We start from the raw sequence: 14,205 nt of genomic DNA on the forward strand, positions 1-14,205 counted from the left end.
GGGGCCGGATTCAAGGGAAATCTGCAGATCGGCAAATCTTTCCAACAAACTTATCCACAGAAACGGTGGAAAGCTTTCCACTTGAATTCGGCAAAGCATGGTTACAACCCATACAGAGAATCAGGGGGCAAAATGACCGACGAAATCGAGATTTCCGCTGACGCCGCATCGCAGCAACACCCCCGGTTGCGGGGGCATGAGCTGATCGCAGATTACGTCAGCCGTCTTGACGGGTCTCCGGGCGTGTATCGCATGCTCAATGCCGCGCAGGAGGTGCTTTACGTCGGCAAGGCGCGCAACCTGAAGGCGCGTGTCTCGAACTATGCGCGCACCACGGGCCACTCGGGGCGGATCGCGCGGATGATCCACGAGACCACGCACATGATGTTCCTGACCACGCGCACCGAGACCGAGGCGCTGCTCTTGGAGCAAAACCTGATCAAGCAGCTGAAGCCGCGCTACAACGTGCTTTTGCGCGACGACAAGAGCTTCCCCTACATCCTGATCGCCGAGGATCACCCGTTTCCGATGATCCGCAAACACCGGGGCGCGCGGAACGTGAAGGGGGCCTATTTCGGGCCGTTTGCCAGCGCCTCGGCGGTGAACCGGACGCTCAACCATCTGGAACGGGCGTTCCAGCTGCGCAACTGCTCGGATGCGATGTTTTCAAGCCGCACGCGGGCCTGCCTGCAATATCAGATCAAGCGCTGCTCCGGTCCCTGCGTGGGCAAGATCGGCGAAGAGGACTACCGCCGCACCGTCGCCGATGCGCAGCGCTTTCTGGAAGGGAAATCGTCGAGCATCCAGCAGGATCTGGCGGCCGAGATGAGCGCGGCCTCGGAGGCGATGGAATATGAACGCGCGGCGGCACTGCGCGACCGGATCGGCGCCTTGACGACGGTGCAACAAAGTCAGGGCATCAACCCGCGCTCGGTGGCCGAGGCCGATGTGGTGGCGGTGCATCTGGAAGGTGGGCAGGCCTGCGTGCAGGTCTTCTTCATCCGCGCGCATCAAAGCTGGGGCAACCACGACTTCTATCCGCGCACCGGGGCAGGGGCCGAAGAGGCCGAGGTGCTGGAGGCCTTTCTGGCGCAGTTCTACGATGCCAAGGAACCGCCGAAGACGATCCTGCTCAGCCACGAGATCGAGGATGCCGATCTGATGGTCGACCTGCTCTCGACCCGCGCCGGGCGCAAGGTGGAATTGGCGGTGCCGAAGCGCGGCGAGAAAGCCGAGCTTGTGGAAAACGCGCTGCGCAACGCCCGCGAGAGCCTGGGTCGCAAGATGTCGGAATCGGCGGCGCAGGCGAAATTGCTGCAGGGCGTGGCGCAGGCGTTTGGCTTGCCCAAGCCGCCCGAGCGGATCGAGGTCTACGACAACTCGCATATTCAGGGCGCCCATGCGGTCGGCGGCATGATCGTTGCCGGGCCGGACGGGCTGATGAAATCGTCTTATCGCAAGTTCAACATCAAGGGCGAAGATCTGACGCCCGGCGATGACTTCGGCATGATGAAGGAGGTTCTGACCCGGCGGTTCGAGCGGCTCTTGCGGGAAGACCCCGAACGCAAGACCGACCTCTGGCCCGATCTTCTGCTGATCGACGGCGGCGCGGGGCAGGTCTCGGCGGTGCATGAGATCATGGTCGCGCTTGGCGTGCAGGACATCGCGATGGTGGGCGTGGCCAAGGGCATCGACCGCGATCTGGGCAAGGAGGAATTCCACCGCATCGGGCATCGCCCGATGGCGCTGCCGCGGCAGGACCCGGTGCTTTACTACATCCAGCGCCTGCGCGACGAGGCCCACCGCTGGGCCATCGGGGCGCACCGGGCGAAGCGGGCCAAGGCGACGATGGCGAACCCGCTCGATGAAATCCCCGGTATCGGCGCGACGCGGAAACGGGCGTTGCTCGCGCATTTCGGCTCGGCCAAGGCGGTGAGCCGTGCGGGGCAAAATGATCTGATGGAAGTTCCTGGGATTTCGGCCGCCACCGCCGAGACGATCTGGAACTTCTTCAACGATCGGGGTTGACGGACGGGCGGCCCCGTCGTAGCGCCCCGCCCATGACCGCGCCCGTGAAAACCGCCCTGACCAGCCCCGAAGACCTTCTGGCCGAAGGTCTGATCGCGCCCGCAGACATGCCCGCGCTGGCGCAGGTGGCGAGGCACTTCCGCATCCGCGTGACGCCCGCCATGCGCGCGGCGATCACCGCGCCGCAAGGCCCGGTGGCGGCGCAATTCGTGCCCGCCGCGGCAGAACTGATCACCCGGCCCGAGGAGCGCGCCGATCCGATCGGCGATGCGGTGCATTCGCCCGCGCCCGGCCTGACGCATCGCTACCCCGACCGGGCGATTTTGCACATCACCAAGACCTGCGATGTCTACTGCCGCTTCTGCTTCCGCCGCGAGACCGTGGGCGAGACCGGCCCGCTGCCCGAGGCCGATCTGGCGCAGGCCCTCGCCTACATCGCCGCGACCCGCGGCTTGCGCGAGATCATCCTGACCGGGGGCGATCCGCTGACGCTCTCGGTCCGACGGCTGGAAGACGTGCTGACCCGACTCTCGGCGATTCCCCATATCACCACGCTCCGCTTTCACTCCCGCGTGCCAGTGGTGGCGCCCGAGCGGATCACGCCCGCGCTTCTCGATTTGCTGCGCCGCCAGCGCCCCGCGGTCTGGGTGGTGGTGCATACGAACCACGCGCAGGAACTGACCGCCCCCGCCCAGGCCGCTATCTCGCGGCTGGTTGAGGCGGGCGTGCCGCTTCTCTCGCAATCGGTGCTGCTCAAAGGCGTGAACGACAGCCATCAGGCGCTGGTCGATCTTTTCCGCGCGCTGCAGGACTGCCGGGTGAAGCCCTATTACCTGCACCATTGCGACCTTGCCCCCGGCACGTCGCACTTCCGCACCACCATCGCGGCGGGGCGGGCGCTGATGGCCGGGTTGCGCGGGCATCTGAGCGGGGCGGCGATCCCGACCTATGTGCTCGATATTCCGGGCGGCTTCGGCAAGGTGCCGATCACCGCCGACCATTTCAGCCCCGGCACGCAGCCCGGAACCTGGCGGGTCACCGATTGGCAGGGCGGCCTTCACGATTACGCCGACCCCGCAAGCTGAGTGTCGCACCCCCTTTTCCTTGAGCACGCCCGGGTCTAGGGTGCTGCCATGAAATGGACCCTGCCCAATACGTTGACCGTTTTGCGCCTTGTCGCCGCCCCCGGCGTCGCGGTGATGTTCCTCTATTTCCGGCGCCCCTGGGCCGACTGGTTCGCGCTGACGCTGTTCATCGGCGCCGCGATCACCGATTGGTTCGACGGCTATCTGGCGCGGGCCTGGAAGCAGGAAAGCAAGTTCGGCGCGATGCTGGACCCGATTGCCGACAAGGCGATGGTGGTGATCGCGCTCGTCGTCATCACCGGCTATTCCGGCATGAACCCCTGGCTGATCCTGCCCGCGACGGTGATCCTGTTCCGCGAGGTCTTCGTTTCCGGCCTGCGCGAATTCATCGGCGCCGATGCGGGCAAGCTCAAGGTCACGAAGCTGGCGAAGTGGAAGACCACGGCGCAGATGGTCGCCATTGCGATCCTTTTCCTCGGCACCGGGCTGGATTATCTGGAAAAGGGGCGGGCGCCCCGCGCGGGCGAGGGCAACCTGCCCAATTTCGTCAGCCTTGCCGATCTGGCCAACCATGTCGGTCTGGCGCTGATCTGGGTGGCCGCGATCCTGACCGCGATCACCGGCTGGGATTATTTCCGCAAGGCGATGCCGTTCCTGCGCGATCACCACGAAGGGTGATCAAGAAGGCGCTTACGCCTTCTTGCCGATCTTCGGTTCGGTGCCTGCGAGGATCCGCTCGATATTGGCGCGGTGACGCACGAAAATCAGCACCGCCATCAGCGCAGTGACCGGCATGTAGGCCTGATCGCCAAGCACGAAGGCCAGCGGAACCGCCCCCGCCGCCGCGACCAGCGCTGACAGCGAAGAAATCCGCCCGACCGCCGCCGCGACAAGCCAGGTCGCGCAGGCCGCAAGACCCAGCGCCCAATGCAGCGCGATCAGCGTGCCAAGGAAAGTCGCAACCCCCTTGCCGCCCTTGAACTTCAGCCAGACCGGGTAAAGGTGCCCGATGAAGGCCGCCCCCCCCGCGACCACGGCCGCGGTGTCGTTGCCGTCAAGCAGCGCGCGGGCGATCAGAACCGCCACGGCGCCCTTGGCGCCATCAAGGATCAGCGTCGCCGCCGCTGCCGCCTTGTTGCCGGTGCGCAGCACATTCGTCGCGCCGATATTGCCCGAGCCGATCTTGCGCAGATCGCCCAGACCAAACGCCTTGGTGATCACGACGCCGAAAGGCACCGAGCCCAGCAGGTAGCCAAGCCCCGCCACCGCCAGAAGCAGCATTGCTCCCGCATGCAGATCCGCCATCCTTGCCCCCGTCCGTTCTTATTCTGCCTGACCGTGAACCTGCACCCCGCCGACGAAAGTGGCAAGCACCTTGCCCGTCATCTTCGCGCCGTCAAACGGGGTGTTCTTCGATTTCGACGCCAGTTTGAAACGATCCAGCACAAAAGGTGCGTCCGGGTCGAAAAGCACGAGATCGGCCGGGCTTCCCTCGGAAAGACGGCCTTGCGGCAGCCCCATCAGCCGCGCCGGGTTGAGCGAGAGCGCCGCAAAGAGCCCCGGCAGGTCAAGGTTTCCTGCGTGATAAAGCCGCAGCGCTGCGGGCAGCAGGGTTTCAAGCCCCACCGCGCCCGCCGCCGCTTCCTCGAAGGGCAGGCGTTTTGATTCCTCGTCGGCGGGCGTGTGCATCGAGCAAAGGATGTCGATCACGCCCTCGGCCAGCGCCTGCACCATCGCCTGACGGTCGTCTTCCGACCGAAGCGGCGGCGTCAGCTTGAAGAAGGTGCGGTAATTGCCGACGTCGAATTCGTTCAGCGTCAGGTGATGCACCGAGACCCCCGCCGTCACCGGCAGCCCGGCCGCCTTGGCGCGTGCGAGCGCGGGCAGGGCGCGGGCGGTGGTGATCTGATCGGCGTGATAGCGCACCCCGGTCATCTCGACCAAAGCGAGATCGCGGTCGAGCCCCATGCGTTCGGCCGCCGGGCTGACGGCGGGCAGACCGCGCAAGGACGCGAACTTGCCCGAGGTCGCGGCGGCGCCTTTCGACAGGCCCGGCTCTTGCGGATGGCACAGCACCAAGGCGCCAAGCGCGCGGGCATAGGTGAAGGCGCGCGACAGGACCTTGGTATCGGCGCAGACGTGATCGGTGTCGGTGAAGGCGATGGCGCCCGCATCCATCAGAAAGCCGATCTCGGTCATCTCGCGGCCCTCGCGGCCCTTGGTCAGCGCCGCCATGTGGCGGATGCGGACCGGGGCTTCCAACGCGCGGCGGGTGACGAATTCGAGCGTCTCGGGCGTGTCGATGGCGGGGCTCGTGTCGGGACGGGCGACGATCGTCGTCACGCCGCCGCGCGCGGCGGCCAGCCCCGCGGTGCGGAAGCTTTCCTTGTGCCGTTCCCCGGGTTCGCCGATCTTCACGCCGATATCGACAATCCCCGGCGCAAGGCATTTGCCCGCGCAGTCGATCACCTGCGCGTCGGCGGGCGCCTGCATCTGTCCGATGGCCGCGATGATGCCGCCATCGACCACCAGATTGCCCAGTGTCTCGGTGCCCGCTTCGGGGTCGATCAACCGGGCGTTTTCGAAGAAAAGGGTCATCGCAGCGCCTCCCGCGCGTTTCTCAGGATCGCGAACACCTCGGGCGCGCCGGTGATGTCGAGAAAGCCCACTTCCACGGCGCGCAGGCCGCTGATCGTCCAGCTGGACCGGGTGCCGAACACCACGTCGCCCGCCTTGTCGCCGCCCCGCAGCCCAAGTTCGAGCCCGGCGGTGATCGGATAGGTGTCGAGCCTGCGTCCCTTCAGCAGCGTCCGGCTTGCGACATAGGCGGCGCGGTCGCTCAGCGTGTAGAAGGTGTCTTGCAGGCGCATCCGCTCTTCGAGGATGCTGACCACGGCAAGGCCAAGGCCGACGCTGAAATGGATCAGCCCGAAGGCCCAGAACCAGGCGCCTGAGCGCGCGGCCATCACCATCCAGAACACCGCGAAGCCCGCAAAGGCCAGACCGAAGGCGGCCATGATCCCGACGCGCAGCCATTTGACCCGCGCGATGGGGCGGCCGCGCCACAAGATCCGTTCGCCGGGCACCATGATCCCCTCCCAGCCCTCGGGGACCGAGGTCGGGTCATGCGGGGTTTCGGTCAGGGCCCGCGGGCCGGTCGGGCGGGGGGGCGCTTCGGTTCCGCGCGGGGTCGCGCGCGGCGGTCTCATCGGACCTCCCGGGCCCGTCGCGCCCGGGCCGACTCGATCGCCGTCACGACAGGCGCCGCCTCGGCCAGATGCCGGATCAGATGCTTGTCACCCGATTTCGTCAGGATCTGCACATCGCCCATCAGCGCGCGCACCATCTCGATCTCCAGCAGCATCGCCTGCTTGCCCTGCGGTCCGATCAGGCGTCGGTCGGTCAGCTGCCAGCGCCGCGCGAAGGCTTCCGACCGGAACCACGCCGCCCGGGCCGCCATGCCGATCATGATCGCCAGAATCGCCACCGGGATCTGGTCGAACCGGCCCATCCAGACCAGCACGGCCGAGACCCCGACCGAGCCGAGCCCGCCCAGAACCATGTGGTCCATCCAGTAGCGGCGCAGATCGGGCAGGAACACCTGCGAGACCTTTTCACCCGGTTCCAGCGGCAATTCGCTGTCGACGCCGGGGCGGTAATTGAGAACGGAATCGCGTTTCATCTCAGACATTCGCAGCCTCCAGCGCGGCCCGGCCGCGTTCGGCGCGCAGGTTCTGCGCCAGAAGATCCATCACCGCCATCCGCACGGCGACGCCCATTTCGACCTGCTCCTGAATGACCGAGCGGTTGATGTCATCGGCAATCGTGCCGTCGATTTCCACGCCGCGGTTCATCGGCCCGGGGTGCATCACGATCGCATCGGGTTTCGCATAGGCCAGCTTTTCCGCATCGAGCCCGTAGCGGTGGAAATATTCGCGCTCGGACGGGATGAAGCCGCCGTCCATCCGCTCCTTTTGCAGCCGCAGCATCATCACCACATCGGCGTCGCGCAGCCCTTCACGCATGTCGTCGCAGATCTCGGCGCCAATGTCGCCAAAGCCCGCAGGCATCAGCGTCGGCGGCCCGACCAGACGCACCCGGTTTTCCATCTTGCCGAGCAGCAGCAGGTTCGAGCGCGCCACGCGGCTGTGCGCGACATCGCCACAGATCGCCACCGTCAGACGCTGGATCCGGCCCTTGGCGCGGCGGATCGTCAGCGCATCCAGAAGCGCCTGCGTCGGGTGTTCGTGCCGCCCGTCGCCCGCGTTGATCACCGCGCAATTCACCTTCTGCGCCAGAAGATCGACGGCGCCCGAGGACGGATGCCGCACGACGAGCAGATCGGGGTGCATCGCGTTCAGGGTCAGCGCGGTGTCGATCAGGGTCTCGCCCTTCTTCACGCTCGAAGTCTGCATCGACATGTTCATCACGTCGGCGCCAAGCCGCTTTCCGGCCAGTTCGAAGCTCGATTGCGTCCGCGTCGAATTCTCGAAGAACATGTTGATCTGGGTGAGCCCCGCCAGCGCATCGGTGCGCTTCACGGTGCGGCGGTTCAGATCGACATAGCTGTCGGCGAGATCGAGAACGGAACGGATGTCTTCGGGCGAGAGATGCTCGATCCCCAGAAGATGGCGGGCGCGAAATGCCATGACGTCCTCCGATGTTGTCGGGCTGCTTATGGCAAATGGGGGGGGCTGCGTCCAGCGGCTTTACCCCCGGGACCGGTCATGCGATGGAAAGCCATGGAGACTCGCCCCGGCCCCGATCTGAGCTATGACGCCGCGCTCGCCGCTTTCGAGTGGCTGATCGAGCTTGGCGCCAGCGATCCGGTGGGCGATGCGCCGGTCAACCGCTACGAGCTTGTGACCCCAGACCCCATCGCCGCGGCCCCGCCGCCGCCGGTAGCCGAGACGCGGCCGCAGCGGCCCATGCCGGTTCTGGTGCCGGTCGACACCGTCGATCCGGTCGCGGTGGCGCGCAATCTGGCGGCGCGGGCAAAAACGCTTGAGGACCTGCGCGAGGCGATCCTCGGCTTCGAGCATTGCCCGCTGAAACTCGGTGCCCGCAACACGGTCTTTTGCGACGGCAATCCGAAGGCGCGGGTGATGCTGATCGGCGAGGCCCCGGGCAAGGATGAAGATGCGCAGGGCAAGCCCTTTGTCGGCCGCGCCGGGCAGTTGCTCGACCGGATGCTGGCGGCGGTGGGGCTGGATCGTGCGTCGCCCGATCCGGCAACGGCCGTCTATATCACCAATGTCATTCCCTGGCGGCCACCCGGCAACCGCGAGCCGGAACCTGCGGAAATCGCGATGATGGGGCCGTTTCTGGCCCGGCATGTCGAGCTGGTCGATCCTGATCTGATCGTGCTCATGGGCAATACCGCCTGCGCGGCGGCGCTGAATGCGCGCGGCATCACCCGGCTGCGCGGCACCTGGGCGCAGGCCTTCGGTCGCCCGGCGATGCCGACGCTGCATCCGGCGAACCTGTTGCGCACGCCGATCAACAAGCGGCTGGTCTGGGCCGATCTGCTGGAATTGCGCGCGAAGCTGAACGCGCTTTGAGGGTCAAACGCCTTAAGGGGCGGGGCAGCCGTTGATCTCGACCGCATCGCCGTGGCTGACCACCGTGATGCGCAGATCGGAGGGGTCCAGATCGAAGGGCCGGGCATCCTCGGGCACGAAATCGACACTGGCGAGCAATTGATCGCCCTGCCGGGAAATCTCGGGTTCCGAGACCCACATCGGCCGCGAGCGCAGCTCGAACAGCGCGGTTTCGCCCGCGGCTTGCGGCATGTCGATCCGCGCCGCGACGCGCACCCCGTCGCGAATGGGCGTGACGGTGCAGCGGGCCAGACCGGGCGCGGGGCGGGGCGCCGCCGCCATCGCCGCGACGATCTCGGGATCCTCGGCGCCGGGGCCGGACAGATCCTTCGTCAGCGCGACGCTGACAGGCACGCAGACCTCGTCGCAGATGCCGAACTCCAGCCCGGCGGTCAGCGTGACCGGAGCCTCTGGCGCCTTCGGGGTGATCTGCAAGGGCAGAACCAGCGTGTCGTGATAGCCGACGGTCTCGCTCTCGCCCGCCTCGAAGACCTCGGGGGCGGGCCAGATCACCTGCAGCGCCGCCACATTGGTCGAGGCATTGAAATCGAATTGCGGCGGCACGCCGACATCGCCCGGCACGCGCCAATAGGTCTTCCAGCCCGGCGCCAGCACGATGCGCAGCGCGGCCATCCGGCTGCCGTCCTTTTCCTGCCAGCCCGGCAACAGCTCGGCCGACAGGAGGCCGGGGCTCAGGGGCTGCACCTCCTCGGCCGCGACGGGGGCGGCAAGGGCAAGGCAGAGGAAAGGGGCAAGACAGCGCGCAAGCATGTCCTTGCGATAGCCGCCCCCCTCAAACCGGCCAAGTCACAAACGCGACAGGAGCCTATGGACAGGGTGTCGCCGGGGCTTGATTGCAACGCTGCCCGGGTCCACCTTTGAGACAGGCAGAGCGACCGAAGGAGGGCAGCATGGATCTGAGCGGCAAACTTCTGATCGCGATGCCGGGCATGGGCGATCCGCGCTTCGAGCATTCCGTGGTGGCGATGTGCTCGCATTCGGCCGAGGGCGCGATGGGGATCATCGTCAACAAGCCGCTGCCGAAACCGCCGATGGACGACCTGCTCGATCAGTTGGGGGATTCCGGTGACCGCCTCCGATCGCAGCTCGGCGCCGCTCTTTTTTGGCGGTCCGGTCGAGACCGGGCGCGGCTTCGTGCTGCATTCGGCGGATTGGTTCGCCGCGACGATGCCGGTGGGCGAGGGGGCTGGCGATGACCGCGACGCGCGATATCCTTGAGGAAATCGCCGCCGGGCGCGGCCCGTCGCGGGCGATCCTCGCGCTCGGCTATTCCGGCTGGGGGCCGGGGCAGCTCGAGCAGGAGATTCTCGACAATGGCTGGCTGGTGGCCGAGGGCAATGCGGCGCTGGCGCTCGATGCCGATCACGCGACGAAATGGACCCGGGCGCTGGGCACGATGGGGATCGACCCGCGCACGCTCTCGGCCTCGGCAGGTCATGCCTGAGGCCGGGCAGGGGGGCGCTGCCCCCCGCTTCGCTCCCCCCGAGATATTTGAGGCAAGATAAAACGAAGCCCGGGTCTGTTTTATCTTGCCCCAAATATCTCGGGGGTGAATTTTGGCGCAGCCAAAAGAGGGGGCAGCGCCCCCTATCCGCGCGGCGCGGCGGCCCGGCGCAGCCGGTCGTTGATCGCGCGGCCAAGGCCGGTTTCGGGGATCGGGGCAATGGCAATCGTGGCCGCCCCGCGCGCGCTGGCGAGCTTGTCGGCGACCCGCAGCATGGCAAAAAGCTTCGTCGCGGCCTCGATCAGATTGCCCTGTGCCGAAAGCGTCAGATCGGCCTCGGGGCCGGGGCCGAAGCCCAGATAGATCTCGCCTGGCTGCTTGTTGGTTGCCTCAAGCCGCACCGCCGCGCCGGGCGCGTAATGCGAGACAAGCTGCCCCGGCGCATTCGGTTTCACCGCATCGCCGCCAAAGGCAAGCGGCTGGCCCAGCATCTCTTCCAGCGTTTCGACATCGACCCCGCCCGGGCGCAAGAGCATCGGCGGATCAAGCCCGAGGATCGTCGATTCGACGCCAACGGGACAGGCGCCGCCATCGACGACGGCGGCGATCCGGCCTGAAAGTCCTTCCAGAACGTGATCCGCCTCGGTCGGGCTGACCTTGCCCGAGGGGGTTGGCCGAGGGCGCGGCCAAAGGCCCGCCAAAGGCCAAAAGCAGCGCGCGCGCGCCACCGGATGCGCGGGCATCCGCACCGCCACCGTGGGCAGTCCCGCCGTGACCAGATCGGAGATCCCGGCTTCCGGCCGGGCGGGCAGCACCAGTGTCAGCGGGCCGGGCCAGAAGCGCGCGGCCAGCGCCCGCGCCTGATCGGAAAAGATCGCCACCTGTTCGGCCATCGCCATGTCGGCCACATGCACGATCAGCGGGTTGAACTGCGGACGGCCCTTCGCGGCATAGATCCCCGCGACGGCCGTGCCCTGCCGGGCATCGCCGCCCAGCCCGTAGACCGTCTCGGTCGGGAAGGCGACAAGCTGCCCTGCGCGCAACAGATCGGCCGCGCGGGCAAGCCCCGGGGCCTCTGCCTCCAGACGTTCGGTCATTTCCTGCATCCCACCCTCGTGACGCTGCGTTGCGGTGGACGGGGGCTTCCCTTGCGGTAACCTGCCGTCAAACCCGACCCCGAATTTGCCCAACGCATACGCGCCCCGGCCCCATTTGCCAAGCGCAGCTCAGGAGACCGTCATGGCCTATCGCTCGCCCGTCGCCGACATCCGCTTCATCCTCGACAAGGTGGTGCCCTTGGCCCCGGTGGCGGCGACCGAGCGCTTTGTCGAGGCGACGCCCGAGACGGTGGAAGCCGTGCTGACCGAGGCGGGCAAGCTCTGCGACGAGGTGATGGCGCCGCTTTTGCGCAATGGTGACCTGCATCCGGCTCGGCTCGAAAACGGTGTCGTGCGGACCTCGCCCGGGTTCAAGGAGGCCTATCAGCAGATCGCCGAGGGCGGTTGGGTCGCCGTGGCTGCGCCGCAGGAGTTCGGCGGGATGGGCCTGCCGCAGACGATCTGCGTGGCCGTCAACGACATGATGTCGGGAGCCAATCTGGCCTTGCAGCTCAATCCGCTGCTGACGCAAGGCCAGATCGAGGCGCTCGAACATCACGCCAGCGACGAGATCAAGGCGCTTTACATTCCGAAGCTGATTTCGGGGGAATGGTCGGGCACGATGAACCTGACCGAGCCGCAGGCGGGCTCGGATGTGGGGGCCCTGCGAAGCCGGGCCGAGCCGCTAGGCGATGGCACCTATGCGATCACCGGGCAGAAGATCTTCATTTCCTGGGGCGATTCCGATGTGACCGAGAACATCTGTCACCTCGTGCTGGCGCGGCTGCCCGATGCTAGCCCGGGCACGAAGGGGATCAGCCTGTTCATGGTGCCGAAATATCTCCCCGATGCTTCGGGCAAGCCCGGCGTGCCGAATACGCTCGGCGTCGTGTCCTTGGAACACAAGATGGGCCTGCATGGCTCGCCCACTTGCGTGATGAGCTTCGACGCGGCCAAGGGCTGGATGGTGGGCGAGCCCGGCAAGGGCATGGCCGCGATGTTCACGATGATGAACAACGCCCGGCTGGCCGTCGGCGTGCAGGGGATCGGCGTGGCGGAAGCCGCGTTCCAGCAGGCCCTGACCTATGCGCAGGAGCGGGTGCAGTTCTCGCAGATCATCCAGCACGCCGATGTGCGCCGGATGCTCGCCGAGATGCGGGCCGAGATCTTTGCCGCGCGCTCGATCGCGCTCGCCTGCGCCGTCGCGCTCGATCTGGGGCGGGCGACGGGCGAAGATCACTGGCTGGCCCGCGCGGCGCTGCTGACGCCGATCGCCAAGGCCTATGGCACCGATACCGGGATCTGGGTGGCCGAACAGGGCGTGCAGGTGCATGGCGGCATGGGCTTCATCGAACAGACCGGCGCCGCGCAATATTGCCGCGACGTGCGGGTGACGGCGATCTACGAGGGCACGAACGGCATTCAGGCGATGGATCTTGTGGGGCGCAAGATGGCCGATGACGGCCGCGCCGCGTTTCGCCTTTTGCAGGAAATCGAGGATGCCGCGAAAGCCGCGCGCGAGGCTCTGCCCGATCTCGCTGAAGCGGTCTGGCAGGCGGCCGAGACCCTGCGCGAACATACCGAGGACATGATCGCGCAAGGCACGCAGGATCGCTTTGCGGGCGCCGTGCCTTACTTGCGCGCCTTTGCCCGGGTGCTTGGCGCACATTACCACCTGCGCGCGGCGCTTGAAGGGGGCGCGCATGAAAAGCTGGCCGCGATCTACATCCGTCGTCTTCTGCCGCAGGCCGAGGCGGCCCTGGCAGCGGCCGGTGCCGGGGCGGTTGACCTTTTCGCGCTTTCCCCCGAAGACCTCGGGGCATGAAACAACGATCCGGTCTGAGCTTCCCCTTTGAAACCGCCCCCGCCTTCGGCGAGACCCTTGCGGTCGCCGAGGGGGTGCTTTGGCTGCGCCTGCCGCTGCCGATGGCGCTTGATCACGTCAATGCCTATGCGCTGGATGACGGCGACGGCTGGACGCTGGTCGATCCGGGCATCGACAGCCGCGCCTGCCGGGCAGCCTTGCAACAGGCGCTCGATGGGCCGCTGGCGGGCAAGCCGGTCACGCGGGTCATCGTCACCCATTACCACCCCGATCATATCGGTCTGGCGGGCTGGCTGCAGGCCCGCGGCGCCGAGCTTTGGACGACGCGCACGAGTTGGCTTTTCGCCCGGATGCTGATGCTCGACGAGCATCCCCTGCCGGTGCCGGAAACGCTGGCCTTCTGGAAAGCCGCGGGGATGGACCCGGATTTGTTGGCGCGCCGCGCGCAGGAGCGGCCCTTCAACTTCGCCGATTGCGTGCATCCGCTGCCCTTGGGCTTTCGCAACATCACCGAGGGCGATCTTATCCAGTCCGCCGGGCGGCGCTGGCGGGTGCGGATCGGGCAGGGCCATGCGCCCGATCACGCCACGCTCTGGAGCGAAGACGATGCGCTGATCCTTGGCGGTGATCAGCTTTTGCCGGGCATTTCGGCCAATCTCGGCACCTATGCCAGCGAACCGCTCGCCGATCCGGTGGCGGATTGGCTCGCCGCCTGCCGCAGCTTCCAGCCGCTCGCGCGCGAAGATCAGCTGATCCTGCCCGGCCACAAGCTGCCCTTCCTCGGCCTGCCGCTGCGGCTGCATCAGATGATCGAAAACCACGAGGGCGCCCTCGCCCGTCTGCGCGAGGTTCTGGCCGAGGCCCCGCGCAGCGCGACCGGATGTTTCCCGGTGCTCTTCAAGCGCCCGGTGGGCGAGGCGGAATATGGCATGGCGCTGGTCGAGGCGGTGGCGCATCTGAACCACCTTTTCCTGCGCGGCGAGATCCGCCGCGAAGACCGCGAGGGCGTCTGGCTCTGGTCGGCCTGAGCGCCGTGGCACCGAATAGACACTTGCCGGGAAAACGCAGTCAAACGGGCAGGCGCCCGTTGCCGCGGCCTGCGGGC

At 67.0% G+C, this 14,205-nt stretch carries 15 protein-coding genes; 8 read left to right on the top strand and 7 right to left on the bottom strand.

Annotated features, from left to right (window positions below; translation table 11 throughout):
• Positions 1 to 132: 132 nt before the first annotated feature.
• From uvrC to pgsA, 3 genes are read left to right on the top strand one after another with little or no spacing between them, the layout of a single operon-like run.
• On the top strand, positions 133 to 2,028 hold the full coding sequence (gene uvrC / locus ACTTAI_RS02950; RefSeq protein WP_444454154.1) for an excinuclease ABC subunit UvrC: 1,896 nt from the start codon (positions 133 to 135) through the stop codon (positions 2,026 to 2,028).
• A 32-nt stretch (positions 2,029 to 2,060) separates the two neighbouring features.
• Positions 2,061 to 3,113: a lysine-2,3-aminomutase-like protein gene (locus ACTTAI_RS02955; RefSeq protein WP_444454155.1), complete on the top strand. Its 1,053-nt coding sequence runs from the start codon at positions 2,061 to 2,063 to the stop codon at positions 3,111 to 3,113.
• Positions 3,114 to 3,161: 48 nt separating this feature from the next.
• Complete coding sequence (gene pgsA, locus ACTTAI_RS02960; RefSeq protein ID WP_444454157.1) at positions 3,162 to 3,791, top strand: CDP-diacylglycerol--glycerol-3-phosphate 3-phosphatidyltransferase; 630 nt, start codon at positions 3,162 to 3,164, stop codon at positions 3,789 to 3,791.
• Between the two features lie 12 nt (positions 3,792 to 3,803).
• Here pgsA and plsY read toward each other — a convergent pair whose 3' ends face one another.
• The 5 genes from plsY to ACTTAI_RS02985 are packed head-to-tail and all read right to left on the bottom strand — an operon-like array spanning position 3,804 to position 7,762.
• Positions 3,804 to 4,418, bottom strand: coding sequence for a glycerol-3-phosphate 1-O-acyltransferase PlsY (gene plsY / locus ACTTAI_RS02965; RefSeq protein WP_444454159.1), 615 nt, complete (start codon positions 4,416 to 4,418; stop codon positions 3,804 to 3,806).
• 18 nt (positions 4,419 to 4,436) lie between these two features.
• Positions 4,437 to 5,711 carry a dihydroorotase gene (pyrC, locus tag ACTTAI_RS02970; protein ID WP_444454161.1) on the bottom strand — a complete coding sequence of 425 codons (1,275 nt, stop codon included), beginning with the start codon at positions 5,709 to 5,711 and terminating at the stop codon, positions 4,437 to 4,439.
• Positions 5,708 to 6,322: an aspartate carbamoyltransferase catalytic subunit gene (locus ACTTAI_RS02975; RefSeq protein WP_444454163.1), complete on the bottom strand. Its 615-nt coding sequence runs from the start codon at positions 6,320 to 6,322 to the stop codon at positions 5,708 to 5,710. Before ACTTAI_RS02975 ends, pyrC begins: the two co-directional genes overlap by 4 nt.
• Positions 6,319 to 6,804 carry a hypothetical protein gene (locus ACTTAI_RS02980; RefSeq protein ID WP_444454165.1) on the bottom strand — a complete coding sequence of 162 codons (486 nt, stop codon included), beginning with the start codon at positions 6,802 to 6,804 and terminating at the stop codon, positions 6,319 to 6,321. The genes ACTTAI_RS02975 and ACTTAI_RS02980 overlap by 4 nt, the downstream gene beginning before the upstream one ends.
• The gene (locus ACTTAI_RS02985; protein ID WP_136906771.1) at positions 6,797 to 7,762 is read right to left on the bottom strand and encodes an aspartate carbamoyltransferase catalytic subunit; all 966 of its coding nucleotides are present in this window, start codon (positions 7,760 to 7,762) and stop codon (positions 6,797 to 6,799) included. Before ACTTAI_RS02985 ends, ACTTAI_RS02980 begins: the two co-directional genes overlap by 8 nt.
• 93 nt (positions 7,763 to 7,855) lie before the next feature.
• Here ACTTAI_RS02985 and ACTTAI_RS02990 point away from each other — a divergent pair, with 93 nt between their 5' ends.
• Positions 7,856 to 8,674 carry a uracil-DNA glycosylase gene (locus ACTTAI_RS02990; protein WP_444454166.1) on the top strand — a complete coding sequence of 273 codons (819 nt, stop codon included), beginning with the start codon at positions 7,856 to 7,858 and terminating at the stop codon, positions 8,672 to 8,674.
• A gap of 12 nt (positions 8,675 to 8,686) precedes the next feature.
• On the opposite strand, the gene ACTTAI_RS02995 is transcribed toward ACTTAI_RS02990, so the two are convergent.
• On the bottom strand, positions 8,687 to 9,484 hold the full coding sequence (locus ACTTAI_RS02995) for a protein-disulfide reductase DsbD domain-containing protein (RefSeq protein ID WP_444454168.1): 798 nt from the start codon (positions 9,482 to 9,484) through the stop codon (positions 8,687 to 8,689).
• 140 nt (positions 9,485 to 9,624) lie between these two features.
• Here ACTTAI_RS02995 and ACTTAI_RS03000 point away from each other — a divergent pair, with 140 nt between their 5' ends.
• On the top strand, positions 9,625 to 9,930 hold the full coding sequence (locus ACTTAI_RS03000) for a YqgE/AlgH family protein (protein ID WP_444454170.1): 306 nt from the start codon (positions 9,625 to 9,627) through the stop codon (positions 9,928 to 9,930).
• Positions 9,927 to 10,178, top strand: coding sequence for a YqgE/AlgH family protein (locus ACTTAI_RS03005; protein ID WP_444454171.1), 252 nt, complete (start codon positions 9,927 to 9,929; stop codon positions 10,176 to 10,178). Before ACTTAI_RS03000 ends, ACTTAI_RS03005 begins: the two co-directional genes overlap by 4 nt.
• Positions 10,179 to 10,321: 143 nt before the next feature.
• Here the strand turns inward: ACTTAI_RS03005 and ACTTAI_RS03010 are convergent, their stop codons facing one another.
• A complete protein-coding gene (locus ACTTAI_RS03010; RefSeq protein ID WP_444454173.1) occupies positions 10,322 to 11,275 on the bottom strand; it encodes an L-threonylcarbamoyladenylate synthase in 954 nt (317 codons plus the stop codon).
• Positions 11,276 to 11,417: 142 nt separating this feature from the next.
• On the opposite strand from ACTTAI_RS03010, the gene ACTTAI_RS03015 reads away from it, so the two are divergent.
• Complete coding sequence (locus tag ACTTAI_RS03015) at positions 11,418 to 13,100, top strand: acyl-CoA dehydrogenase (protein ID WP_444454175.1); 1,683 nt, start codon at positions 11,418 to 11,420, stop codon at positions 13,098 to 13,100.
• Positions 13,097 to 14,128 (top strand): MBL fold metallo-hydrolase, encoded by a 1,032-nt coding sequence (locus ACTTAI_RS03020; RefSeq protein WP_444454177.1) that lies wholly within the window; start codon positions 13,097 to 13,099, stop codon positions 14,126 to 14,128. The genes ACTTAI_RS03015 and ACTTAI_RS03020 overlap by 4 nt, the downstream gene beginning before the upstream one ends.
• The last annotated feature ends 77 nt before the right edge of the window (positions 14,129 to 14,205 follow it).

The sequence above is a fragment of the Rhodobacter capsulatus genome (genome assembly GCF_052363175.1).
Lineage (GTDB): Bacteria > Pseudomonadota > Alphaproteobacteria > Rhodobacterales > Rhodobacteraceae > Rhodobacter > Rhodobacter capsulatus_D.